This is a genomic window from Metabacillus indicus LMG 22858 (genome assembly GCF_000708755.2).
GTDB classification, from domain to species: Bacteria; Bacillota; Bacilli; order Bacillales; family Bacillaceae; genus Bacillus_P; species Bacillus_P indicus.
The window spans coordinates 808,221-832,751 of the sequence record NZ_JGVU02000002.1 but is presented as its reverse complement, the minus strand read 5'-3'; the positions used below and the strand labels follow the sequence as shown (position 1 = coordinate 832,751).

Annotated in this window: 29 protein-coding genes and 1 other annotated feature; of the genes, 26 read left to right on the top strand and 3 right to left on the bottom strand. The window is 41.8% G+C overall.

The annotated features are described in order from the left end of the window. Window positions 1-114 precede the first annotated feature (114 nt). Window positions 115-1,536 carry an NAD-dependent succinate-semialdehyde dehydrogenase gene (locus tag AZ46_RS07340; protein WP_029280558.1) on the top strand — a complete coding sequence of 474 codons (1,422 nt, stop codon included), beginning with the start codon at window positions 115-117 and terminating at the stop codon, window positions 1,534-1,536. A gap of 60 nt (window positions 1,537-1,596) precedes the next feature. Beyond that, on the top strand, window positions 1,597-2,763 hold the full coding sequence (locus AZ46_RS07335) for an iron-containing alcohol dehydrogenase (RefSeq protein ID WP_029280566.1): 1,167 nt from the start codon (window positions 1,597-1,599) through the stop codon (window positions 2,761-2,763). A 148-nt stretch (window positions 2,764-2,911) separates the two neighbouring features. Here AZ46_RS07335 and AZ46_RS07330 read toward each other — a convergent pair whose 3' ends face one another. Beyond that, the gene (locus tag AZ46_RS07330; RefSeq protein WP_029280567.1) at window positions 2,912-3,196 is read right to left on the bottom strand and encodes a hypothetical protein; all 285 of its coding nucleotides are present in this window, start codon (window positions 3,194-3,196) and stop codon (window positions 2,912-2,914) included. Window positions 3,197-3,471: 275 nt separating this feature from the next. Here AZ46_RS07330 and AZ46_RS07325 point away from each other — a divergent pair, with 275 nt between their 5' ends. The 3 genes from AZ46_RS07325 (at window position 3,472) to AZ46_RS07315 (ending at window position 6,251) form a co-directional block, all read left to right on the top strand. Beyond that, window positions 3,472-3,708 carry a hypothetical protein gene (locus AZ46_RS07325; RefSeq protein ID WP_029280568.1) on the top strand — a complete coding sequence of 79 codons (237 nt, stop codon included), beginning with the start codon at window positions 3,472-3,474 and terminating at the stop codon, window positions 3,706-3,708. Window positions 3,709-3,719: 11 nt separating this feature from the next. Continuing rightward, a complete protein-coding gene (locus tag AZ46_RS07320) occupies window positions 3,720-4,385 on the top strand; it encodes an HAD family hydrolase (RefSeq protein ID WP_029280570.1) in 666 nt (221 codons plus the stop codon). A 105-nt stretch (window positions 4,386-4,490) separates the two neighbouring features. After that, on the top strand, window positions 4,491-6,251 hold the full coding sequence (locus AZ46_RS07315; protein WP_051865338.1) for a M3 family metallopeptidase: 1,761 nt from the start codon (window positions 4,491-4,493) through the stop codon (window positions 6,249-6,251). Between the two features lie 45 nt (window positions 6,252-6,296). On the opposite strand, the gene AZ46_RS20950 is transcribed toward AZ46_RS07315, so the two are convergent. Continuing rightward, entirely contained in the window at window positions 6,297-6,893 is a 597-nt protein-coding gene (locus AZ46_RS20950) for a TetR/AcrR family transcriptional regulator (RefSeq protein WP_051865333.1), read from the bottom strand. A 116-nt stretch (window positions 6,894-7,009) separates the two neighbouring features. Here AZ46_RS20950 and AZ46_RS07305 point away from each other — a divergent pair, with 116 nt between their 5' ends. The 12 genes from AZ46_RS07305 (at window position 7,010) to AZ46_RS07250 (ending at window position 15,086) form a co-directional block, all read left to right on the top strand. Next, window positions 7,010-7,861, top strand: a complete 852-nt coding sequence (locus tag AZ46_RS07305) for an ABC transporter ATP-binding protein (RefSeq protein ID WP_029280574.1) — start codon at window positions 7,010-7,012, stop codon at window positions 7,859-7,861. Beyond that, complete coding sequence (locus AZ46_RS07300) at window positions 7,861-8,565, top strand: hypothetical protein (protein WP_029280576.1); 705 nt, start codon at window positions 7,861-7,863, stop codon at window positions 8,563-8,565. Before AZ46_RS07305 ends, AZ46_RS07300 begins: the two co-directional genes overlap by 1 nt. Then, window positions 8,562-9,521 carry an ABC transporter permease gene (locus tag AZ46_RS07295; RefSeq protein WP_029280578.1) on the top strand — a complete coding sequence of 320 codons (960 nt, stop codon included), beginning with the start codon at window positions 8,562-8,564 and terminating at the stop codon, window positions 9,519-9,521. The genes AZ46_RS07300 and AZ46_RS07295 overlap by 4 nt, the downstream gene beginning before the upstream one ends. Window positions 9,522-9,661: 140 nt before the next feature. Next, window positions 9,662-10,528 (top strand): PPK2 family polyphosphate kinase, encoded by an 867-nt coding sequence (locus tag AZ46_RS07290; protein WP_029280580.1) that lies wholly within the window; start codon window positions 9,662-9,664, stop codon window positions 10,526-10,528. 160 nt (window positions 10,529-10,688) lie between these two features. Beyond that, window positions 10,689-10,946, top strand: a complete 258-nt coding sequence (locus AZ46_RS07285; protein ID WP_029280582.1) for a hypothetical protein — start codon at window positions 10,689-10,691, stop codon at window positions 10,944-10,946. Window positions 10,947-11,223: 277 nt separating this feature from the next. Further along, on the top strand, window positions 11,224-11,493 hold the full coding sequence (locus tag AZ46_RS07280; protein WP_029280584.1) for a hypothetical protein: 270 nt from the start codon (window positions 11,224-11,226) through the stop codon (window positions 11,491-11,493). Window positions 11,494-11,538: 45 nt separating this feature from the next. Beyond that, window positions 11,539-12,375 carry a hypothetical protein gene (locus AZ46_RS07275; RefSeq protein ID WP_235728208.1) on the top strand — a complete coding sequence of 279 codons (837 nt, stop codon included), beginning with the start codon at window positions 11,539-11,541 and terminating at the stop codon, window positions 12,373-12,375. A 125-nt stretch (window positions 12,376-12,500) separates the two neighbouring features. Next, entirely contained in the window at window positions 12,501-13,034 is a 534-nt protein-coding gene (locus tag AZ46_RS07270; RefSeq protein WP_029280586.1) for an NTTRR-F1 domain, read from the top strand. Window positions 13,035-13,193: 159 nt separating this feature from the next. Continuing rightward, on the top strand, window positions 13,194-13,634 hold the full coding sequence (locus tag AZ46_RS07265; protein ID WP_035206795.1) for a MarR family winged helix-turn-helix transcriptional regulator: 441 nt from the start codon (window positions 13,194-13,196) through the stop codon (window positions 13,632-13,634). 21 nt (window positions 13,635-13,655) lie between these two features. Beyond that, complete coding sequence (locus AZ46_RS07260) at window positions 13,656-14,291, top strand: nitroreductase family protein (protein ID WP_029280589.1); 636 nt, start codon at window positions 13,656-13,658, stop codon at window positions 14,289-14,291. Between the two features lie 20 nt (window positions 14,292-14,311). Then, a complete protein-coding gene (locus AZ46_RS07255; protein WP_029280590.1) occupies window positions 14,312-14,608 on the top strand; it encodes a putative quinol monooxygenase in 297 nt (98 codons plus the stop codon). A 163-nt stretch (window positions 14,609-14,771) separates the two neighbouring features. Beyond that, window positions 14,772-15,086 (top strand): hypothetical protein, encoded by a 315-nt coding sequence (locus tag AZ46_RS07250; RefSeq protein WP_029280592.1) that lies wholly within the window; start codon window positions 14,772-14,774, stop codon window positions 15,084-15,086. A 126-nt stretch (window positions 15,087-15,212) separates the two neighbouring features. Here AZ46_RS07250 and AZ46_RS07245 read toward each other — a convergent pair whose 3' ends face one another. Continuing rightward, a complete protein-coding gene (locus tag AZ46_RS07245; protein ID WP_035319148.1) occupies window positions 15,213-15,431 on the bottom strand; it encodes a hypothetical protein in 219 nt (72 codons plus the stop codon). 259 nt (window positions 15,432-15,690) lie between these two features. Here AZ46_RS07245 and AZ46_RS22615 point away from each other — a divergent pair, with 259 nt between their 5' ends. The 9 genes from AZ46_RS22615 to argS all read left to right on the top strand — a co-directional run bounded on the left by AZ46_RS22615 (window position 15,691) and on the right by argS (window position 24,412). Beyond that, window positions 15,691-16,440 carry a sugar phosphate isomerase/epimerase family protein gene (locus AZ46_RS22615; RefSeq protein ID WP_051865331.1) on the top strand — a complete coding sequence of 250 codons (750 nt, stop codon included), beginning with the start codon at window positions 15,691-15,693 and terminating at the stop codon, window positions 16,438-16,440. 6 nt (window positions 16,441-16,446) lie between these two features. Continuing rightward, on the top strand, window positions 16,447-17,394 hold the full coding sequence (locus AZ46_RS21880) for a sugar kinase (protein WP_029280595.1): 948 nt from the start codon (window positions 16,447-16,449) through the stop codon (window positions 17,392-17,394). A 13-nt stretch (window positions 17,395-17,407) separates the two neighbouring features. Next, the gene (locus AZ46_RS07230; RefSeq protein WP_029280596.1) at window positions 17,408-18,688 is read left to right on the top strand and encodes an MFS transporter; all 1,281 of its coding nucleotides are present in this window, start codon (window positions 17,408-17,410) and stop codon (window positions 18,686-18,688) included. An 18-nt stretch (window positions 18,689-18,706) separates the two neighbouring features. Then, window positions 18,707-19,372, top strand: a complete 666-nt coding sequence (locus AZ46_RS07225) for a bifunctional 4-hydroxy-2-oxoglutarate aldolase/2-dehydro-3-deoxy-phosphogluconate aldolase (protein WP_029280598.1) — start codon at window positions 18,707-18,709, stop codon at window positions 19,370-19,372. Window positions 19,373-19,427: 55 nt separating this feature from the next. Continuing rightward, window positions 19,428-20,441, top strand: coding sequence for a LacI family DNA-binding transcriptional regulator (locus AZ46_RS07220; protein ID WP_235728207.1), 1,014 nt, complete (start codon window positions 19,428-19,430; stop codon window positions 20,439-20,441). Window positions 20,442-20,492: 51 nt separating this feature from the next. After that, window positions 20,493-21,110 (top strand): 3-hexulose-6-phosphate synthase, encoded by a 618-nt coding sequence (gene hxlA, locus AZ46_RS07215; protein ID WP_029280603.1) that lies wholly within the window; start codon window positions 20,493-20,495, stop codon window positions 21,108-21,110. Then, window positions 21,107-21,655, top strand: coding sequence for a 6-phospho-3-hexuloisomerase (gene hxlB, locus AZ46_RS07210; protein ID WP_029280605.1), 549 nt, complete (start codon window positions 21,107-21,109; stop codon window positions 21,653-21,655). The genes hxlA and hxlB overlap by 4 nt, the downstream gene beginning before the upstream one ends. A gap of 241 nt (window positions 21,656-21,896) precedes the next feature. Beyond that, window positions 21,897-22,349, top strand: a complete 453-nt coding sequence (locus AZ46_RS07205; RefSeq protein WP_029280606.1) for a VOC family protein — start codon at window positions 21,897-21,899, stop codon at window positions 22,347-22,349. 120 nt (window positions 22,350-22,469) lie between these two features. Beyond that, window positions 22,470-22,690, top strand: a binding site (T-box leader). A 39-nt stretch (window positions 22,691-22,729) separates the two neighbouring features. Continuing rightward, window positions 22,730-24,412 (top strand): arginine--tRNA ligase, encoded by a 1,683-nt coding sequence (argS, locus tag AZ46_RS07200; RefSeq protein ID WP_029280608.1) that lies wholly within the window; start codon window positions 22,730-22,732, stop codon window positions 24,410-24,412. Window positions 24,413-24,531: the final 119 nt, after the last annotated feature.

Below are 24,531 nucleotides of genomic sequence, written 5' to 3'. Positions count from 1 at the left end.
CATGGAATAATGGGCCATAACGTTCTGTTTTACCCTTCAAATATCTTGGAAGTACAAAAGAAGGCTTTTCGGGTGTTTAATAGGGAGTGTAATTAAGCGAAGGAGATGAACGAAATGAAACAAGGATTCAATTTAATAAATGGCAAATGGTTCAGCACTTCTGATTACATGGAAGTGACGAATCCAGCTACTGAAGAAGTCTTTGCCCGCGTTCCTCTGAGCGGAGAAGCCGAGGCGGCTGAAGCAGCCGATGCAGCTTATGAAGCCTTTTTGAAATGGTCAAAAGAAACAGCAGAAACCCGTTCAAATGTTTTATATAGATGGCATCAGCTCATAACGGAGCACAGGAAAGAGATAGCAGAGATTATGACGATGGAACAGGGAAAACCATTTGATGAAGCTCTCGGAGAAGTGGATTATGCCAATCAGTATGTAAAATTCTACGCAGAAGAAGCAACCCGGATAAAAGGTGAAATCATCCCAGCTTCTTCTAAAAATAAGAGAATTCTCGTGCAAAAGGAAGCTGTCGGAGTTGTTGCTGCGATCACACCATGGAACTTCCCGGCTGCCATGATTACAAGAAAGCTTGCTCCTGCACTTGCAGCAGGAAATACGGTATTGCTCAAACCGTCACAGGAAACACCTCTAACAGCAATCCGACTTGTAGAACTTGCTGAGCAGGCAGGCGTTCCGGCAGGAGGCATCAATATCCTTACAGGTAGTTCAAGAGAGATTACCTGTGTGTGGCAGGCAGACAGCAGAGTGAGAAAGATTACATTTACGGGATCTACACCAGTTGGCAAGCAAATCATGAAAGACGCTGCCGATACCATGAAAAAAATTTCACTGGAACTTGGCGGACATGCGCCGTTTATTGTGACAGAACATGCAGACATTGATAAAGCTGTGCAAGGGGCCATGAGTTCGAAATTCCGCAATGGAGGTCAGGCGTGTGTTGCTGCCAACCGCTTCTACGTACATGAACGTGTGGCAGAGGAGTTTACAAACCGTTTTGTTGAGGAAGTGAAAAAACTCCGCACCGGCAACGGCATGGAGAAAAGCACAACTCTTGGGCCGCTTATTAATCAGAAGGCAGTTGAAAAAGTAGAAGAACACATTGCAGATGCCACCGCTAAAGGAGCTGTTGTGCTTACAGGAGGATCAAGTAAATCCTCAGCCGGCTTTTTCCACGAAGCAACCGTCCTTGGCAATGTGACAGATGACATGCTCTGCATGTATGACGAAACATTTGGCCCGCTTGCACCGATTACAACCTTTAAAACAATGGATGAGGTAATCAGCCGTGCAAACCATACGCCGTATGGGCTTGCCGCATACGTTTTCACAGAAAACATTGCTGAAATCATGGAACTGTCAGGCTCGCTTGAATATGGAATAGTCGGTGTAAATGATGGTGCTCCTTCAACAGCCCAGGCTCCGTTTGGAGGCTATAAAGAAAGCGGACTTGGCCGTGAAGGCGGAGATCATGGCATCCATGATTATCTGGAAGTAAAATATGTATCCCTTGGTTTTTAAAAAATCTCAAAGTTTTATGCAACGCCAATCACTAAAAAATACCCGTTGGAGGAATAAAAAATGGATCAATTTCAATATGTAAACCCTACAAAACTTATCTTTGGAAAAAATCAGACAGCTGCCATCAAGGACGAGGCAGCTCAGTATGGAAATAAAATTCTGCTTGTGTATGGCGGAGGCAGCATCAAAAAAAGCGGCTTATATGATACCGTCATGGAGCAGCTGAAAGCCATTCCAGAAGCGGAAATAGTTGAATTGAGCGGAGTTGAACCAAATCCGAGACTTTCAACAGTAAACAAGGGAATCCAGTTAATCAGAGAAAATAATCTGGAATTCATCCTTGCTGTCGGCGGCGGAAGCGTCATTGATTGTGCAAAAGCAATCGCAGCAGGCGTTCATTATGATGGAGATGTCTGGGACATTGTGACCGGAAAAGCAGCTCCGGCATCAGCTGTGCCGCTTGGAACGGTTCTGACTATGGCTGCAACAGGAACAGAAATGAACGGAAATTCCGTGATCACAAATTGGGAGGAAAAAGACAAGCGTGCGTTCAGCTCCATCCACACATACCCTAAATTCAGTGTCCTGGATCCGCAAAACACATATACTGTTCCTAAAGATCAGACGGTATACGGGATTGTTGACTTGATGTCACACGTATTTGAACAATACTTCCATGCATCAGAAAACGCACCACTTCAGGAACGTTTCGGAGAGTCTATTCTCAAAACTACCATTGATGTTGCGCCTAAACTGATCAAGGATCTTGAAAATTACGACTACCGTGAAGTGATTATGCTTAATGCGACATTTGCATTAAACAAGGTTTTAACAATGGGAGTCAAAACAGACTGGGCTACCCACATGATTGAGCATGCGGTTTCTGCTGTTCATGATATTCCGCACGGAGGGGGACTAGCCATTTTATTCCCGCGCTGGATGGAGTTTGTCGCACAGACAAAGCCTGAAAAAGTCGCTCAGCTCGGTATTCGTGTATTTGATTTGAACACTGAAGGCAAATCACTGAATGATCTTGCAGCAGAAACAATTCAGCGTGTTAAAGAGTTTTGGGCATCAATTGGCGCCCCTGAAAATCTGTCAGATTACGGGATTGACAGCCGTGAAATAGAATTGATGGTTGAGCGCTCCATGGTGGGAGACACGATTGGAAGCTATGTGCCGTTAAACAAAGATGATGTTAGAACGATATTAGTGAATTCCTTATAAGATAAACAAAATAACGAGTGAAGCACACGTTAAGAGAGTTTATTTGTGAGGTGCAAACAACCAAATCACTCAAAAAGGCTTAGAGGATTTTTCTCTAAGCCTTTTACTATATAGGTATCATAGTTAGTTATCATTTACCGTTAAATGATTATTTTTTATTCCTTAGTTCTAAAAGAACAGGTGCTATATTCAGCAAGATCGAAACAATTGTCAAAAACCATAATGCCCTTTCCATGCCAGGAACTACATCAAGCAGAGCTGACCAATCTTCCGCTTTTACCCACCGGGATACAAGGCTGTATTCTGAACAAAGTGTTAATGCTGTAAATGATAAGCCTGCAGCCATAGCAAGTTTATAATCTTTGCCTGTTTTATACATATAAAGATTAATAAATGTTGCTGCAATGGCAATAAGTCCTAATAGTAACCACATCATGATGCCTCCATTATCTATTTATTTAAACGGAACAATCTAACATATTTAAAAGGTACAATTATCATATTAACATATTTTTCTAGTTTCCTGCGTTTGAATAGAAACTAATACTCATTTGACAATCGATATAACACTTGTTTTCATATCTTAAGAAAACCAGTCAGGGACATGCCACTGGTTTTTTCTATATGAAAATTTTCTGAAAATAAAGTGGAAATAAATGCTATAATGAGAGAAAACAAGTCTTTATAAAAGTGCTGGGGGAATGTGAGATGAACAAACGGGGTGCCGGTGTTTCTTTTTTAGCTATTTCCGCTTTTTTGCTTGCCGCTAAGTATATCAGCGCGGCCATGTTCGGGTCAGGAGTTACCACATGGGATGAAAAAATTTATGATGCCATGATTAAAAGTGTGGGATTTACACTGAACACATTCAGCATTCTGGCACTGATTGCAGGAATCCTGTATTTGCTTGCTGCTGAAAAAGAAGACTTAAATAAAAAAGCTTAGGGAGTATACATATGACAGCTGTGATTTTTGACATGGACGGAACACTTTTTCAAACCGATCTTATTTTGGAATGGGCTCTTGAGGAGACGTTTGTACAGCTTAGGGAACTTGGAAAATGGGAGAACGAGACTCCGATTGCGCTTTACAGAAAAATCATGGGTGTGCCTCTTCCGGTTGTATGGGAGACATTATTGCCGAATCATCCGCAGGAAGACCGTGATTTTGCAGACGGATATTTTCTCGACAAACTGCTTGTGGCGATACAAACGGATCAGGGGGCATTATATCCAAATGCGAAGGAATTGCTGGAGAAGCTTGCTTGTTCTGGATTTCAGCTGTTTATTGCAAGCAACGGGCTGACACGTTACCTTCAGACAATCGTTGATCACTATGGACTTGCGGAGTGTATCACAGAAACCTTCAGCATCCAGCAGATTGATTCCCAAAACAAATCAGACCTCGTAGGATCGATCCTGCTTAAATACAATCTGAATGCAGGCGCTGTTGTCGGCGACAGATTGTCAGATATCCTTGCTGCGAAAGACAATCACCTAAAAGCAATCGGGTGCAGGTTTGACTTTTCCGACAGGGAAGAATTAGCGCAGGCGGATTTTATAGTGGACGATTTAATGGAAGCAGATCAGATTTTAAATCGTTTGTTTGTTAGAAATAACTGAGAGTATAAGACCGGAAAAATTCAACTCTTAAGAACGCATGACATAAAGTGTTATGCGTTTTTTAAACTGGATGAAAATGATAACGCTTAAATGGGAGGATTGGGATTGAAGACCGCCGATTATAAAACCCGTTGGAATCTAGACACTCTTCTTTCTGGGCCAGACCTGGAAAAGGTCAGCCTGTATATCGGTAATAAGGAAGAAACAGTATCGTTTCTGGAATCAGTTTCTAGATCGGAAAATATGAATGAAGACACACTTTCCGATTTTTCGAACAGCATCCGTCAAATTGAATCGTTGGAGTCATTTTATTATTGTTTGACTACAGAGAAAGGAGAGTCTTCTTTGTTAGCAGACGTATACAGCCGAATTTCAGCTCTGAAAACAAGACTGCTTCATATTCGGTTCAATTTGGCGGAAAACCTTTTCAATAAGGATCGTCAGGAGAAGGGAGTATTGCCCATACGAATGACTGAGAAAGACTTATTTATAGGTCAATTGAGAAGCAATAAGATAAATCGTAAAGAAGATAAAAACACACGTCTTTCTAAAGAAAAGTTGAGAGGGCTTCAATACAACTATGAACAGCTGCGGAATCAATTGAACATAAGTATTCATGCCGGTGATGGGGAAAAAACGTTCACTTTCGGGGAAGCCAGTTATATGGCCATGTCTCATTCAGATTTGAAAGTGAAAACCAATGCATTCAAAAGTTTGAATAAAACACTGGAAAAACAACGAGAAAGATTTGCGGCTATCTATGGCCAAATGGCTGAAATAAGATTAAATGAATATAGAGTAAAAGATATTCATTTCTTTGAACACTCTCTCGAACAGAACGGAATTTCAAAGCATTCACTAGAAGCAATGTGGGCTGCGGTGGATGAATGTTCAGCTGAACTTTCAGAGTATTTACTGGTAAAAGCGGAGGAAGCTAATAAGGAGAAGCTCACATGGCATGAGGCAATGACTTCAACACAAGATGTGCACCTTGAATTCTCGGTTTCTGACGCTGTTGACGCAATTTCGAAGTCTCTTGAAAGGATTGACGGTAAAATTCCTGAATTTATCCATCATGTGATCACCAATGGGTGGGTGGATTTGGAACAGCGGAAAGAAAAGCCGCCGGGGGGATTTTGTGCACCATTTCTTTCAGAAGGTGAGTCAAGAATCTCTCTCTCCTTTGACAACAGCTTAGAAAGTGCGAGAAGACTCTCTCATGAATTAGGCCATGCCTGGCATTTCAAACAAATGAGAGCTTTTCCTTCCCTGAACTTTTCAGATGAGACGTTTGAAATGACTGCTGCAGAAACGGCTTCTATCTTATTTGAAACAGCATTTATTGATTACGTCATTGAAAACACAAAAGATAATCGAACAAAAAAAGCCATTCTAGGCTGGAAAATTGAACGTCAATTAAATTATCTTATGTCAATCAGAGGTGCCTTTCTATTTGAGAAAAGTTTTTACGAGCTCAGTAAGACAGAAAACATTGATGCAGCGAAAATGGAGCAGCTCTCCCTGCAGTGCCAGAAAAAAGCGTTTGGCGGAGCTTTGAGTGAATATGAACCTTACGTGTGGATAAAATATGGGCAGTTTTATCAGGCGGATGTTCCTTTTTATAATTATCCATATACATTTGGTTTCTTATTGAGTGCAGGTCTTTTGGAGAAATCAAAAATAGATGAGGATTTTGATGGGAAATTTCTGAAGTTTCTAGGTGAAACGGGAACACTTCCGCTAGAACAGCTAGTAAAAAAACATTTTGCTATTGATTTAACAGAGTCAGATTTTTGGATCAGACCGTTGAAAAACATGATAAAAGATATTGATCAATATAAAGAGTTGCCTGTTCATTCGAAATAACTGAAACAGCCTCCTATTAGGGAGGCTGTTTCAAGTCTGTCTATATTAAAGATTCTTATAGCCTGCTATTCCGTACAGCAGAATTTTTAATATGGTTTCATGGCTTTTTATCTCTTCCTGACTTGAAAAAAGAATACTGTTTTCAGATGAGATATCTTTTCGGTAAAGTTCAATCACTTTCATGATCATTTCATCCGGCAGCTCTTTGGAAAAAGCGCCCTCGGATTTGGCCTGGTGGATAAAATTCTTAATCAGCTCGTAAGTCCTGGTGAGAAATTCTTCTTCTGTTAATTTTTTCATGCTGGAGTCATTCATGATAAAAGATATAAAATCAGGATGAAATTGACTGAGCAGCTCGGTTTTTGTAAAAATCAGTCTTGATATCTTCTTATCAGCAGGGTCATTTGATTGCGTGATTTCTTCTGCCAGCTGTAATTGCGATGCCAGTACAGACCTGACAACTTCAAGCATCAGCCCTTCTTTACTTCCAAAATAATTGTATATGGTTACGACCGAGACCTGTGCCTTTGCAGCAATTTCCCTGATAGAAACTTTACTTGGAGATAAATGTGTAAATAGCATGAGAGCTGATTGTATAATCAGTTCTCTTTTTTTATCTGTTCTTGCTTTAAAGCCGTCCATTCCTTCACCTCATAAATATTATAACAAATTGTTGACTTTGTTTCAAAAAGTACTATACTGATTTTATAACAAATGAAACAAATTAGTTAAATTGTTTCAAAAAGGAGAGTGGAGAGATGACCTTTGCAATTGAAGCAAAAGGATTGACTTATTCATATGACAGAAAAAGCAATGCGGTAGATCAATTATCATTCCAAGTGAAGAAGGGAGAGGTTTTTGGTTTCCTGGGCCCGAGCGGCGCTGGGAAGTCCACTACGATAAAATTGTTAACCAGACTGATTGCACCTCCGCCTGGAAAAGTGTTTATTCTGGGACAGGATATGTCAAAAGCAAATCACTCTTTTTACAAAAGAATCGGCATTGCTTTTGAAAATGATGTCCTTTACCCGACATTGACCGGTTATGAGAACTTGATTTTTCATGCAGGATTGTACGGGACAGGGAAAGACGAGGTTTATGACATACTGAAAAAAATGGATCTCTATAAATCGAAAGATAAAAAAGCAGGCGAGTACTCGAAAGGAATGAAAACAAGACTTGTTCTGGCAAGAGCGCTTGTCACTAATCCGGAAATCCTGTTCATGGATGAGCCGACATCAGGTATGGATCCTGAAATTGCAGCCTATGTACGTGAGGTGGTAAAGGACATGAATAGAAGAGGCACCACCATGTTCCTGACAACTCATGATATGAATGAAGCAGAAAAACTTTGTGACAGAATTGCCTTTTTTAATAATGGAAAGATTGTTGAACTCGATACTCCTGAAAACTATAAGAAGCGTTTTGGCAAGCAGACTGTGTCAATTGAACAAAGCGGAAAGAAGATAACTTTTTCTAAAGAGGATGATTTGACGAAACTGACCGAAATCATTAAAAGCAGGCACTTCGACAGCATTCATACTCAGGAGGCAAGCCTGGAAGAAATTTTCATCAAGGTTGTCGGCCGGGGGCTGAAAGGGGAATCGTGATGCTGAAAATGGAATGGATTAAGCTTATTCGGAATAATATCGTCGCATTGATATTCGGCTACATCCTTTTAATGTCGCTTGGAATCAACATTCTGGCATTTGGATTTCAGGAAGTTTCATGGGTTGAATCGTGGCTTCCGGTTTTAACAATTTTCTATATCATTATTCTTATTGACCTCTTATTCTGGATGGCGGCTATGCAGATTTCAGAGGATATGGAGACAAATATGATTCAAGTTATGAGAACAAGCAGAACGGTCGCACACTATTTTTTCAGTAAGCATGTTTTGCTTTTGATGATTATTGTTGCAGCAGCCTTCCTGGCACTCATACCTGCAGTGAATCAAATCGCGTTTTTGCTGCAATTCCTGTTTTTAACCCTCATTCTTTCAATCGTTATAATTGCAAGCGGGGTGCTCCTGGCGATGATTGTTAAAAAACAAAGTGTTGTCATGCTTGCCGGAAGTGTTGTGACAGGGTTCATATTTGCGGTTATGATTCGTCTCGTTTTGCCGATGTGGAATATTAAGCCTGTACCATTTAACCCATTTGAACCATTCATTGGGGCATACTATTCCTTATATTTGCCGGAAGGGCCTTCTGCAGGTACTTATATCGAACTCACTATTTTTGCCGTAGTGTTTTACGTTATCAGTCTTTTGATTTTTAAAAAAGTAACGTTCGAGAGAGGGTTCAGGCTATGAAAACAGGGTTTACAGCTTATATAAGAAAAGATTTTGCGCTTTCAAGAAGAAATATGCTCATTTGGCTTATTGTCCTTTTCCCAATCATTACGGCATTTGGGGCTTCCGGCATCACAGAAACCTATTCGGATACTCCGAAAATTGTCGTTCTTGAAGAAGAAAAAAATCAATTTCGCATTCCGGATGGAGTTCAAGTTTTGATTTCAGCTACTCAGGAAGATTTAATTCAGGAGGTAAACGATATTGATGCCAAGATCGGCTTTATTGAAGGAAAGCTGGTTACAGACGGCCGTGAACCGGCTGAAGCGGTTGAGAAAGCAAAGCGGATCCTTGAAGAAAAACCTATTGAATCAGACAGCCTGAGTTCCAGTCTATTTGAAAAAGTGTATGCTTTTAACCTTTATGGGTCCTTTCTTTTCTTTGGCATCATCATTTTGTTCAGTCTGGTAGAAGAACGGAAGAATAAAACAACAGAGCTTCAAAATGTCCAGCCTGTACATCCGTCAGTACCAATTCTTTCCAAAATAACTATTGCCTCATTCATTACATTATTTGATTTTGTGATCTGCAGTTATTTATTAAAACTGCCTTTTGTTTGGGAGACAGCGGGACTTATCATCCTAATCGGTATTTTGCTTGGGACCGTTCTTGGAATGGCAATGGCTTTTTACGCATCAACTGAAACGCAGGCACTTGCTATATTAAAACCTGTCACACTTGTCTTTTTAATGGCGATTCCCGGACTGGGATTCTTTTTAGAGGGAGAAATCATGCATAATATTGCGATGGCAGACCCATTCTACTGGCTGCTGCAGCTAGTCTATGGGTTGTATATGAATGACTTGAACTACACGTATGTATACTTGAGCCTTGGTTTATCCGCCGCTGCTTTGTGCATGATTGCAGCCAACTGGCATAGGACGCCATATGGCATAAAGAAGGCAAAAACTTATTGAAAGTTATGAGGCAGAGATACCATTTGCGTTTCCCGTTTACGCTTTCATGAACTTGGGTAAAGATGGAGGAATGAACACAAAATGCGCTAGCTTTTCAGCGGCATCAGGAAATGGTTGTTCAGCGGACCTAGGAGGAAAAAATGAACGTAAACAAATACAGAATTGAAGGCAATAAACAATTAAAATTAAGAGATTACTCACCGAGTGAGAAGCATGATTACTCAGAAAAAGAACTGCTGGAGAAGCTTATTCCTGAAAGCATAGACAGGCTGAAGGAATTGCACTGGCGCCTTCATGCGGAAGAGAAGAAGGGCATTGTCGTCGTTTTGCAGGCTATGGATGCTGCAGGAAAAGATGAAGCCATCAGCTACATTTTTTCTAACTTAACCGCTCAGGGCCTGAAAACGACTTCCTTTCAAAAGCCGTCGGACTCAGAGCAAAAGCATGATTATCTTTGGAGAATCCATAAAGCGCTTCCTGCGAGAGGTCAAATCGGGATTCTGAATCGTTCCCACTATGAAGAAGTTATAGCTCCGAGAGTTCATGATCTGCTTAAAGAAGAATCGGTGCCTGATGAGAAGGAGAAAGAAGAAACATGGGCAGTCCGCTACAGACAAATCAATGACTTTGAGCGCTATTTAACGGAAAATGGCTTTGAAGTGGTGAAATTCTTCTTTCATATGTCGAAAAAAGAACAGAAGGAAAGACTCCTCGAGCGGATGAAAAACCCAAAGAAGAACTGGGAGTTTTCCTTCAGCGATGTGGAAGAGCGGAAGCATTGGGACAGCTACCAGGACATTTTTGAAGACATGCTGAACCATACATCAACGGAATATGCCCCTTGGCACATACTCCCTGCAGATGATGAATGGTATTCACGCTACATCATTTCTGAAGTTATGAATAAATGCCTGGAAAAGATAGATCCGCAGTTCCCTGAAATTTCTCAGGAGAACAAAGAGAAGCTGGATCACTACATTGAGATGCTTGAAAGTGAAAAAGAATGAATTTTAGTCAGGAAGAGCCCGCCATCCATGTGACGGGCTCTTTTATGTTTTATATAGACTGTTTTTTGAAAATTGCTGTTGTTTTGATTTTAATAACAAATAACAAGTGGTAAAATAAGTAAGGGTAACAAATTGATTTATACCTGAGAGGGGGATGGATATGAGAAAGTCAGGCATCATATCAATTACGGCTTTTTTAATTTCTATGCTTGTGTATACAGCTTGGTTTTTTAACGAAGATTTATTCTCAAATTCAGCCATAATTATAGCAGGAGTACTGCCGATTATCGGAATCATGACAGCCTTGCTTACTAAGATAACATCTCTTAAAATAGTGGGTCTGGTTGGGAATTCGTTTGTGCTATTATGGGCTGTTGTAATCCCGACTGCTTCTACCCTATTTTGGAACACGCCATAAAACGATAGAGTCACTTCTATTGAAGTGGCTTTTTATTATGCTTTTCTTATCATATCAACAATTTTACTGCTCGATTTTAGACAGGCTGAAATAAGCATTAGCTTGATTTGTATTTCAAAGGCCAAGTACTTAAGAACGGCTAATTATTACACCGCATTCAATGAATCTAGACCGTTCTTTCCAGTAAGGATTGTTCCTGACACCACCTATCTTGCATAATTGGAAAAGTGAAGAGTTTTGCAGCACTGGCAAACTTAAAAACTGGGAGACTGATAAAATGAATACATCCAGGGAGCAAAGTATGAAGAACCTATTGATGCTTTTTGGCATCCTCTTAATTGGAGGTTCAGCGTTGACAGCCCTGACAAATCCTCTTCCTCCAAATGAACAAATTGAATTTTTGTTGTTTTTAGCAATTATAGCTGGGATTTATTATCTCTTGCTTGGACTTTATTTCCTCGGCGGATTATGGCGCAGGCTGTTTTTCATCCTCTTACTCACCGCGGGTATAATGTGTATACTTATGAGTTTTTATCTCGCTGTTTAATCCTTAAACAGAAAGGAAGAATAATATGGGAGGGAGTACTTTTTTATGACTATGTCAATAATGAAATTTGAAGAGAGGGATTCAAATCTGCCAAAATGGCGGGAAGAATTGATGGCAGAAGTAGAGCAGGATCTTCTTCTCGATGATAGCGTCTCAGCGGTCTTTTATGGGGGATCAATAGGAGCCGGAAACACAGACCTCTATTCAGATATCGATCTGCGTATTGTGGTTAAAGATGACGAGTTTGAGCAGTACCGGCAAAATAAAAAGAATCGGGCAGAAAGATGGGGAAATGTTTTGTTTTTTGAAGACTTTCCGTGGACAGTATACAGTATTGCTCACTTTGACTGTTTTATTAAAGTTGATTCCTTTTATTACAAGAGCGGTGATTTATCTCCTTCTGTGTGGTTGAGAGATATAAAAATAGTTAAAGATCATGAGTGTTTTCTGGAAAATCTTCGCAGTCAATCAAAACCTCTAAAGTATAAGGCCAGTGAGGCTGAATTTGACATTTGGAGAAACAAGTTTTTTGCATATGCACATGAAGCTTACCGGAGATGTATGAGGAATGAAATTTATTATGCTTTACACTGTTTGGACATGATGCGATGGTCGATTGCTGCCGGCTGGTATATGGAAAAGGGATATCCGCCTAATAATCCTGGAGACTGGGCAAAAATAGAAGGGGCAAGGGGTAAGCTTACGGAAAATCAGCGGTTGCTTTTAAATGGGTGGTGGTACACGGGGAGAGAAAAAGAGCAAATTCTTTGTGTCCTTCATGAAATGACCCCTGAATTCATAGCTGTTCATAAAAGGCTGTGTGCTCACATGAAGATTGATGAAAATAGCGATTCCGTTTCACGGATTCTTGCCAAGATTTAATAACTCATCAGAGATTTTATATCTATTTTTTATTCAACTAACTCAAGTAGTCATACGCACTGTCAACTCCCGTTAATGGACATACATTAATAAGAATTAAGTTTGATGGATTCGGGGGAACCAGCGTGACAGATAATCGGATTGTAAACGGCAACTTTAAAACAGGCGGCCTTTCACCATGGACAGGATTTCATGCGGTCATTGCCAAACGCAGCGGAATCTATGCTGTCCGTTTGCTTGGCGGGGAATTAAACAGTTTCATTACTCAATATGTTAAAGCTTTTCCGGGGGAAAGTTTTGAACTCAATGCAGCTTTATCAAATGGCGGGGCTTTCAGCAGCCCGCAGATCAGTGTATCCATAGCATACTATAATGCGGCATTTAAGCTTCTTGGACACGGTTTAATCAGAACGATTCCTGCTGGAAGACTGAATGATAAAAGAAGCAGAGAGTGGGTATGGATTGCATCACCTGCACCTCCTGGAACAACCCAGGCGCTTGTCATGATCAATAAAATGCCGCAAGTAGGGGCGCCTGATGTTATTGTGGAGAATCTTGAGCTCTATCCAATTGGAATTGACGGACCTGAAAACCTTCGCAATGGCCGTACAACTTTTGTGAACTTGTACAAGGAGATTCAGAGAAGAGGTCAAAAATAAATTATATGTATAAGTCGGAAAAAACTAATGAGCGTTCCCTGGCGGAGCGCTATTTTTAATGAAGTCAAAACAAAAATCTTCTCTTTTGACTTTTGAAAATAGATGGTTTATAGTAGTTGACAGGTCAATGATTGACTTATCAATTATATAAGGTGGAGGATGCGATTGCCTCATTTCTGCAAAGAAGAAGAAGAGATACTGTACCGGGTTTTTGAAATTACAAAACAGACGATGAGCAAGTTTGAACGCTGTACAGGCATCAGCCAGGCCCGTCTCGATCTGCTCCACCAGCTTTATGAAGTGGACGAGATCAGTCAGAGGGCTCTGCAAAAGCTTGTTCACATTGATCATGCAGCTGTGACGAGGCACCTTAAGCAGCTTGAGGAAAAGGGAATGGTTGTCCGGAGGAAAAACCCTGACGATCAGCGATTTACTTACGTAAGTCTTTCCGAAGAAGGAAGATCGAAAATTGTTGCATACCGCTCAGAAAAACAGCGATTTATCTCAAATGTGCTCGCAGACTTTTCAGAAGATGAACGTAAAGTCCTGCTGGGAATGCTTTCCCGCATTAAAGAGAATGTTGAAAAAATAAACGAATAGCATCAGGGAGGAACATACATCATGAATCAAACACTTATTAATGACTACCAGCAAATTGTAAGAGGCCGCAGATCCATCAGAAATTATGATCCGTCCGTTAAAATCAGCAGAGAGGAAATGGCTGAGATTCTTGAAGAAGCAGCACTTGCTCCGTCATCAGTTAACCTTCAGCCATGGCGCTTTGTTGTCATTGACACTAAAGAAGGAAAAGAAACGCTTGCGCCGCTTGCCAAATTTAATCAGAGACAAGTTGAAACGTCAGCCGCTGTAATTGCTGTTTTTGCAGATATGAAAAGCGATGAATATCTTGAAGAAATCTACAGCACTGCTGTGGAAAAAGGCTTTATGCCTGCGGATGTACGCGATCAGCAGGTTGCGGCCATAAAAGGCTTTTTTGAGGTAATGACATTTGATCAGCTAAAAGATATGAACTTAATTGATGCAGGGCTCGTTTCCATGCAGCTGATGCTTGCTGCAAGAGCACACGGCTTTGATACAAATCCGATTGGTGGTTTTGAAAAAGATAAGATTGCAGAAGCTTACGGACTCGATAAAGAGCGCTACTATCCTGTTATGCTCATTTCAATTGGTAGAGCAGCAGATGAAGGCTATCAGTCTGTCCGACTTCCTGTTGAAAAAATTACAGAGTGGAAATAACGAAAGAGGAGGATATAAAAATGATCATTATACATGCAGGTTTTAAGGTATTATCTGAAAAGGAAGCTGACTTTCTAAGCGAAATTCGTCCGCTTGTTGCAGCTTCAAGAGAAGAGGATGGCAACATTTCTTATGATTTAATGAAAGACACTGAAACAGCAGGAGCGTACAAAATGATCGAGCTGTGGAAGGATGCAGAAGCAGTTGAACTTCATAACAGCAGCGAGCATTTTAAAGTGTTTTCTGGAAAAGCGATGCAGTTTTTGGCTGCACCGCCTGAGGTTAAAGTTTTCAATGGTGAGCAAGTAAAATCATAATTTTATTTAAAAACCCAGTCCTTTAGAAGGACTGGGTTTTTAAATAGAAAAATAAGAGAGAGATAGAAAAATAATACAAAATAGTATAATATGCCCTTTGATTGTATTTAGTAACATATTAAACTGGAAAAAGAAGTAAAATGCTTTAGAGGAGGAGAAAGATATGAAAAAAATGATTGCAAAGACAGTCACTTTTCTATCAGTAGGGATTTTGACTGCAGGATTTGCGGGCGAGAGCGCATCGGCAAAGCAGCTGAATGCATCAACTAACCCAAATAGAGAAAGCGTTTCTATTCAGGCGGTAGAAGATCCGGGCGGCGGAGGATATACTTGGACGTATGTTACGACTAAATATCATTCAGCTGGTTACTATAAGGTCTACGAAGATTTTGATGCGGTATGGCACTACATAAAAAACGTCTATTACGATAAAAATGGAAAATACCTTGAAACCAAGTACTTAAAATATTATAGATAAAATAAAGGGACTGCATTTGTGCGGTCCCTTTTCAATTTCTTCATGCAGAGGCTTTCTTAGGTGAAAACAGTACTTTTGAAAGTCTGTTTTCGTAAAGATTTTGGATATGATTCCACTCTTGCAAACTTAAAGTTTTTTAATGGTTATAATTTCGTCTTCTGCTAGTTGATAATCTTCGTTTTCTGCATCAATGAGGATGTAAAAGAATACGCGTCCGCCGAACTCAAAATTCATATTCTCAAGGATCGAACCGGTAAAGCTCTTATCTTTAACTTCAATAAAATATCTTTCGTTTTCTTCCATTTCTATAATCGTATCTTGAACTCGTATTTTAATGTTAGCCACTTTTCGATCACCGTCCGCACTTAATCATATTATCGTTACCTGATTTTAACATGAATTCCATAAGACTTATCAGGATATTGAAAATCTGCACAATTGCAGGAAGGATTCAAGGTTTATAAATGATGAAAATAAGTTGCGGCTGATTCATTGTTTTAAAAAATTGTGAATAGTAGTTGTAAAACGCTTTCAAAAAGATTATACTTTCACTAAACCGATTTACTAAACCGATTTATCAATAAATTAGGAGGCTGATCGCTGCTTGATTATCATTCCAATGAATGTTTTTGACAGAAAAGTAGTTTTAGAGAGAGGCCAGCTGGATTTTATCCGGAAAGCAGCCGAAGCAGGAGCGGATGGAATTGAGATACGCAAGGAGCTGCTTTCAGAAAATGACTCATTGTTGCATCTGAAAGAAGAACTTTCTCGTCTAGCTATGTTCACAGTTTACTCTGCGCCGTCTGAGGTATGGAGTGAGGGGGGACGCTTAAATTCTTATGAACTAGTAAAAGTGTTCGGTGAGGCTCTTGCAGTTGGGGCAAAATGGCTGAAACTCCCTCTCGGTGAATATTTACACGGAGTTTCTGATCTTACAGAACTGGATCTATTTTTAAAGGATTATCAAGAGATACAGCTCCTGATTGAAAATGATCAGACACCTCACGGAGGTAAAATTGAGCATCTGGCCAACTTTTTTGAAAGCGCTTCGAAGATAGAGATTCCAGTCAGGATGACGTTTGACATTGGAAACTGGCACTTTACAGGTGAGAAGCCGGAATCAGCATTTAGCAGATTACGAGAGTACATTTCCTATTTACATTTAAAAGAAGTGGCATTAAGAGATGGAGAGCTTCACCCAGCCGGACTGTCAGCGGCAAAACATGCAGGGTGGAGGATGTTTCAGAACAGGACGGGGAAATCTGTGCCGGCTGCACTGGAATTCCCAATACAGCCCCACGAAAGATTAAAAGAATTTATCGGTTTAGCAAGAGAAAATCAGATGGAAGGGTGAGAGGGTATGAAACCATTGGATGTTGTGACGTTTGGTGAAGCGATGGCGCTGTTCATGGCTGATGAGACGGGACCGCTTGATGAAGTAAAGCACTTTACACGAGAGCTTGCAGGCGCAGAAACGAATGTAGTGATCGGACTTGCAAGACTTGGTCTCAATGCCGGATGGGCAAGCAAGGTCGGCGAAGATGCATTTGGCACATACATTATGAAAAGGCTCGCAGAGGAAAAAGTGGATGTAGAGCATGTTTTTAAAGATTCGCGGTATCCGACAGGGTTCCAGCTGAAGGAAAAAGTTCTGTCGGGTGATCCTTTCGTTCAGTCTTTCAGAAAGGGCTCCGCAGCAAGCTATATGAACGAAGAAGATTTCAGGCCTGACTATTTCAGCCGTGCGGCGCATTTACATATGACAGGCATTCCGCTTGCCGTCTCTTCTCATACCCGTTCATTTGCGGAAAAAGCACAGAGGTACATGAAAACACTTGGAAAAAGCATAACATTTGATCCGAATTTGAGGCCGGCATTATGGGCTTCCGAAGAGGAAATGATTGAAACCGTGAACAGAATGGCCGTTCAAGCAGATTATGTCCTTCCCGGTTTAGCGGAAGGAAAGGTTTTGACCGGTTTGAGCAGTCCGGAGGAAATTGCTGCATTTTATTTAAATCAAGGTGTAAAAGCAGTTGTCATCAAGCTTGGAGAAGATGGAGCCTATTACAAAACCTTTAAAGAAGAAGGGGTTGTCAGTCCCTTCCCGGTAGAAGCCGTTGTCGATACCGTAGGTGCGGGAGACGGTTTTGCAGTCGGGCTCATCAGCGGTCTGCTCGAAAACCTCAGCCTGCACGATGCTGTTCTGCGGGGAAATGCAATTGGCGCACTTGCTGTTCAGTCCCAGGGAGATAATGATGGCTACCCTGACAGGCATGCTTTATTTGACTATATGAATCAGACTATTTGAGGAGGACGTTTCCATGAATCAGCCGCTTGCAAAGCAAAGATGGATCCGCTTAATACCCGTTGTTTTTATTACTTACAGCCTTGCTTATCTGGACAGGGCGAATTACGCTTTCGGAGCAGCGGGGGGCCTTGCAGAAGATCTGCAGATTACGCCTGCCATTTCATCTCTGCTCGGTTCCCTGTTTTTCCTCGGCTACTTTTTCTTTCAGGTGCCCGGCGCGCATTATGCGGAAAAAAAGAGTGCCAAGGTATTAATCTTCTGGTCGCTTATCGGCTGGGGGATTCTTGCCACCTTGACCGGAATGGTCTCAAATGTCAACTACTTGTTTGCGATCCGTTTTTTGCTAGGAGTAGTTGAAAGTGCCGTTATGCCTGCTATGCTGGTCTTTCTAAGTCACTGGTTTACCAAAGCAGAGCGTTCAAGAGCCAATACGTTCCTGATTCTTGGAAATCCTGTGACGGTGCTGTGGATGTCGATTGTTTCAGGTTACCTGCTTGAAGCTTACGGATGGAGATGGATGTTTATTATCGAAGGCCTGCCTGCGGTCATCTGGGCGTTCCTCTGGTGGAAACTCGTATTTGACCATCCAAAAGATGCTAAATGGCTGAGCGCGAAAGAAAAAGCGGACCTGCAGTATGCTTTGGAACGGGAACAGCAGGGCATCAAGCCGGTTAAAAACTATAAAGAGGCGTTTAAATCAAAAGTTGTTATTTTACTGGCTGCACAATATGCTCTTTGGAGCGTCGGACTATACGGTTTTGTGATGTGGCTGCCTTCGATCATAAAAGCAGCTCCGAATATGAGCATTGTCCAAACAGGATGGCTTTCGGCTGTTCCTTATGTGCTGGCCGTTCTTCTGATGCTTCTAGCTTCGCATTACTCAGATAAGCTTCAAAAGAGGAAAGAGTTTGTCTGGCCATTTCTATTCATTGGAGCGATTGCTTTTTACGCATCCTATTTAATCGGTCCTGATCATTTCTGGCTAAGCTTCGGTCTGCTTGTTTTAGCAGGAGGAGCCATGTACGCTCCGTACGGTCCGTTTTTTGCCATTATTCCGGAGATACTTCCAAGAAATGTTGCAGGCGGCGCCATGGCCCTGATTAATTCCATGGGGGCACTAGGATCATTTGTCGGTTCATATGTCGTGGGTTATTTGAATGGTTCTACAGGAGGATTTGGAGCTTCTTATCTCTTTATGGCAGGGTCGCTGCTCATCTCAGCTATCTTAACTATTCTGGCAACAAAACAGTCCGGTAACAAACAGATGAAAAACAATGCATTAAACGTTTCATAATAAAAGGAGGCCAATTATATGGGAGCAGCAGAAATCAGAAAACGCGGAGTTGTAGCAGTCATAAGAGGGGCTACACCGGAATCCATTCTATCAATCGGAAGTGCTCTGAAAGCAGGAGGGGTAACGGCCCTTGAAATTACGATGGAAACACCGAAAGCTTCCAGCGTAATTGAGTCAGCAGCTTCTCATTTCGGAAGCGATGTGCTTGTAGGAGCAGGAACCGTTCTTGACCCTGAAACAGCGCGCGCTGCCATTATGTCGGGTGCAAAATTCATCTTTTCGCCAACTGTCAAAAAAGAAACGATTGCCATGGCGAAAAGATACGGAGTCATCAGCGTGCCCGGAGCCTTTACACCAACAGAGATTTTGACGGCATTTGAATATGGAGCCGACCTGATAAAAGTGTTTCCGGCAGATTCAGTCGGACCAGGCTACTTGAAAAATATTGCCGGACCGCTTCCGCATATTCCGCTCATGCCGACCGGAGGGGTTGATCTCCACAACACAGGGGATTACATCAGAGCAGGCGCCATTGCCGTAGGAGTGGGGAGCACACTTGTCAATACAAAAGCAGAGCTTACTGATAAGGTACTTTATCAAATGACAGAAAAAGCTGCAGCCTTTATCGAAGAAGTGAACAAAGCCCGCCACACGGAGAAATACTCGCAAGTCAGGGGAGGCTGAATCGGCTAAAGCAGTGGATTCCCCCTCATCTATCGGATAGAATGAAGGGGAAGACATGTTTGAAAGAGTGATGAAAATGGCACGTATTACAATGGCGGATGTTGCCAGAAAAGCCGGAGTTTCGAAAAGCACGGTTTCCCAGTTTATCAACAAGCGCTATGAATATATGGGAGAAGACACAAAAAAGAAAATAGAAGCAGCGATTAATGACCTTGGCTATCAGCCTAATTATCTGGCCAGAAGCCTGAAGCAAAAACGCACGTCCATGATCGGCATTATCGTGGGAAACATTATGCACAGGCTGTCGACTGAAGTCAGCCGTTCAATTGAAGACTATTGCCATAAACATGATATACACGCCATTCTCTGCAATGCAGACGATGATCCGGAAAAAGAGCGTAAGTACATAGAAGTGCTCCACGCCAAGCAGGTGGATGGTCTGATCATTTTTCCGACCGGCAGAAATCTGGATTTGTATCAAAAATTGATCAAAGAGAACTATCCTGTCGTATTTATGGACCGCAGAGTGGAAGGATTGAAAGCAAACTACGTGCTGGCGGCAAATGAAGCTGCAGCTGCGGAATCCATCAGGCATCTGCTCTCTGGCGGCCACAGGGAAATCGCCATCGCAACCCAGCCCCTTGTCATCAGTCCAAGGATCGATAGACTGAGCGGGTACAAAGAAGCCCTTCGTGAAGCAGGCATTCCGCTTAAACAGGAGTTTATGATCCATACAGAAAGAGAGCAGATGAAAACAGAACTTAAAAAGCTGTTCTCGCTGAAGAATCCCCCGACCGCGCTGTTTGCAGGAAATGACTTGGTTTTTATGGAAACTCTTGAATTTTTCAAAGACAATCAGCTGAAGATCGGAAAGGATGCGGCACTGGTCGTATTCGATAATATTCCGCTTGCCCATTTGGCTGAAACAGGGGTGACGACGATTGACCAGCCAGGGTACAGAATGGGACAGAGAGCTGCAGAGCTCCTGCTGAAAAAAATCAATGGTGAACATGTTGCCCCTGCCGAAGAAGTGTTTGACTGCGAATTAATTGTAAGAGAATCTTCCTGATGATTCTCTTTTTTTAAAACGGAAATACTAAACCGGTTTAGGAGGGTGTAAATGAAGATACAGCTTGCGTTAGACCGAATGACGATAGAAGAAGCAATAGAAGTAGCATCTAAAGCTGCACCGCATGTTGATATTTTGGAGACTGGAACGTCCCTAATTAAAGAATTTGGCATGAGCAGCGTCCAGAAATTGAAGGAAGCTTTTCCGGACAAGCATGTATTGGCGGACATGAAAACCATGGACAACGCGGTATACGAGTGCGGTCTGTGCTTTGATGCGGGAGCTGACATAATGACCGTGATGGGGGCAAGTCCCATTCAAACAGTGGAAGCATGCGTGAAAGAAGCTGAAAAAAGAGGGAAACAGATAATGATTGACCTGTTGAACACCACGGCAGAACAGCGGGAAAAACTTGCTGTGTTTAAACATGCGGTTTTCTGCGAGCATGTGAGCAAGGATGAACAAGAGCTGACGGGAACAAGACTTACCTTTACTGGCGGAAGACTTAAGACAGCTGCAGCAGGCGGACTGACGCCTGAATCCATCAGGGGGATGAAAGAGCTTCCTGACATTCTCATCATAGGGTCGGCTATTACAAAAGCAGAAAATCCCGGTCTTGCAGCAGAAAAACTGCGAGCCCTGATTCTTGAAAAGGAGGCAATTCAATGAGCGGAACGGACACGATTTTAAAAGAGATTGAAACCGTATTAGGCAAAATAGACAATGGTGAGTTGATCGCCATCGCTGAGGAATTAAACAATAATAAGCGGATTTTTGTCACAGGAGAAGGTCGCTCGGGACTAATGGCAAAATCGTTTGCCATGCGCCTGATGCATCTGGGAGCGGAGGTTTATGCTGTCGGAGAAACGATCACACCAGGCATGTCTGATGATGATATCCTAGTTGCGGTATCCGGTTCAGGCAAAACGAAAAGCGTTCTGTGGACAGCTGAAAAAGCAAAGGAACTAGGCTGCTTCGTTCTGGTAGTTACAGCTGATTCAGAAGGTCCGCTTGCAGAAACAGCATTCATGTCTCTCCATGTACCCGCAGCCACTAAGTACCGCAAAGAAGGCGAACAGCCGACGGTCCAGCCTCTGGGTTCATTATTCGATCAATGTGTCCACCTTCTTTTTGATGCAATATGCCTGAAATACGCTGATCTGAAGAAGGTTTCAAATGAGCAGGCTTTTTTAAAGCACAGTAATGTGGAGTAGGGAAATACAATGAAGCAGTGAACAATGAACTGTTGCTTCCGTTTCCAATAGATACTGTATTTCGTAAATCATTCACCAGGTGCACCTGCTGTTTTTTATGAAAATCTTCTTACCTATTTATCCCGTTATCTGAGCTTAAAGAGAATCGAACCATTTGATGAAGCAAAGAGAAGGAATAGTTTGCTGGAAAGTCGAAGTTATTTACTTTATTAGCAACTGTGTTACATAAGGAGATAAAACTATGGAAAATAACAATTTACTAAGAATGGACAATGTCAGCATCGTTGTAGAATCCCTCGATGACGTCATCTCTTTTTTTGAAGAGATTGGCCTGAAACTTGAAGGCAGAGCAACTGTAGAAGGTGAATGGGCTGGCCGCGTCACAGGACTGGGTGATCAGTGTGTTGAGATTGCAGTAATGGTCACCCCGGATGGCCATAGCCGGCTTGAACTTTCGCAATTTCTCAACCCAGCAGTTGTATCAGATCACCGGAATTCTCCTGTGAATGCCCTTGGTTATCTGCGTCTCATGTTTGCTGTAGAAGACATTGACGAAATGGTATCCAGACTGACTAAACTGGGTGCTCAGCTCGTAGGGGAAGTAGTTCAGTACGAGGAATCTTACCGGCTCTGCTACATCCGCGGAACTGAAGGGCTTCTAATCGGTTTGGCGGAGCAGCTGGGGAATAAGTGAGGAAGTGAAGCTTGATCATTTTTGGTCTGGCTCAGCATCCAGAGATGCAGCTTAGCTTGAATTTTTTTCAATAAAGATTGTTTTTTATAATAGAATGGATATAATATACATTAATATAAAATAAAATCGTTGATAAAGAGAGTAATTATTTGCGGAAAGTAAGCGAGTCAGGGATGGTGTGAGCCTGTCATGAAGCAAGTAATGAACCGGACTTTTGAGATGCTTGCCTGAAATTAGTAGGGAAAGCCGGGTTAAGACCCCGTTATTCATGTAAAGTGGTTTTTCTGTATGGAAAAACAAGCAGAGTGGTACCGCGGAAATTGAAAGCTTCCGTCTCTATTTAAGAGACGGAAGCTTTTTTTATTTTGAGGAGGGAATGTATGAACTTCAAAAATGATTTTGTAGACATTTTATTTGAGGCGCTGAATGGACAGTTTGAAAAAAACAAAATGGTCCAAATGATTGAAAAGCCAAAATATGAGCATATGGGGGATCTGGCATTCCCCTGTTATGATCTTGCAAAAACTTTAAGAAAATCACCCCAGCACATTGCACGTGAACTTGCCGGTAATATGAATCTGTCACTTTTTGAAAAGGCAGAAGCAGTGAACGGATATGTAAATGTGTTCCTTAATAAGCAAGTGGTATCATCCCTTGTGCTGAAAAAAATAGTGTCTGAAAAGAACCATTACGGAGATATGGAGCATGGAAACGGCGGTGTCATGACAATTGACTTTTCTTCTCCTAATATCGCCAAACCTTTTTCAATGGGGCATCTGCGTTCAACCGTTATCGGTCATTCCCTGGCACTGATCACGGAAAAATGCGGTTACTTACCCGTAAGAATTAATCATTTAGGCGACTGGGGAACGCAATTCGGCAAATTGATAACCGCTTACAAAATGTGGGGAGATGAACTGAAAGTAAAAGAACAGCCTATCAAAGAGCTGCTGAAACTTTATGTCACGTTTCATGAAGAAGCAGAAACGAATCCTGAGTTAGAAAATGAAGCTCGTGCATGGTTCAAAAAATTGGAGGATGCCGATCCAGAGGCCATTCTATTATGGGAATGGTTTCGTGAAGAATCCTTAAAGGAGTTCTCAGGCATCTACGAGTTGATGGGAATCCCATTTGATTCTTTTCAAGGGGAAGCCTTTTACAATGACAAGATGGATAATGTCGTTCAAATGCTTGCAGACATGAACCTTTCAGAAGAGTCTGAAGGCGCCATGGTCGTTCCGCTCGAAGATCTTCCGCCATGTCTGATTAAGAAGAAGGATGGAACGACACTTTATGCAACCCGGGACCTGGCGGCTGCCATTTACCGTCATGAAACCTATCACTTTGTAAAATCCTTATACGTAGTAGGCAACGAGCAAAGCCTGCACTTTAAACAGCTGTTCGCTGTGCTGCAAAAGATGGGATTTCAGTGGAAGCAGGGAATGGAGCATGTACCTTTCGGAATGATCTTAAAAGATGGAAAGAAGATGTCTACTCGAAAAGGAAAAGTTATCTTGCTCGAAGAAGTGCTGAACGACGCCATCAAACTGGCATTGGATCAAATAAACAAGAAAAACCCTGATCTTGCTGATAAGGAAGAAGTTGCCCGTCAGGTAGGGACCGGGGCAGTTATATTTCAGGACCTGAAACATTATCGTCGAAATGATATTGAATTTTCTTTTGAAGATATGCTGAAATTTGAGGGGGAAACCGCCCCTTATGTTCAATATACTCATGCGCGTGCAATTTCTCTTCTAAAGAAGGGGGGCTTTGCAGAAACGGACAATGCGGCCATTATATCAGATCTTGAAGCTTGGCCGATTATTACTTCATTCCTGTCATTTCCGGAAGTGATTAAGAGAGCAATGGAGGAATACGATCCTTCCTTGCTTGCAAAATTCGTTATTGAACTGGCCAGATCATTTAACAAATATTATGCTTCAGTCAGAATTCTGGATGATAACGAGTTAAAACAAGCAAGGCTGACACTTGTCTGCTGTGCTGCCGTTATCCTTAAAGAGGGGCTTCGTCTGCTGGGAATACAGGCCCCTGAGGAAATGTAGCAAAGAGAGTCCAGACGTCTAAAGGGGTAATAAACGCAACTGGCATAGGATGTATTCACTGAAAAAAAATATTAATCGCTTAAGTTGAACCTGACGAAATCAAAATGCTTCGTTAGGTT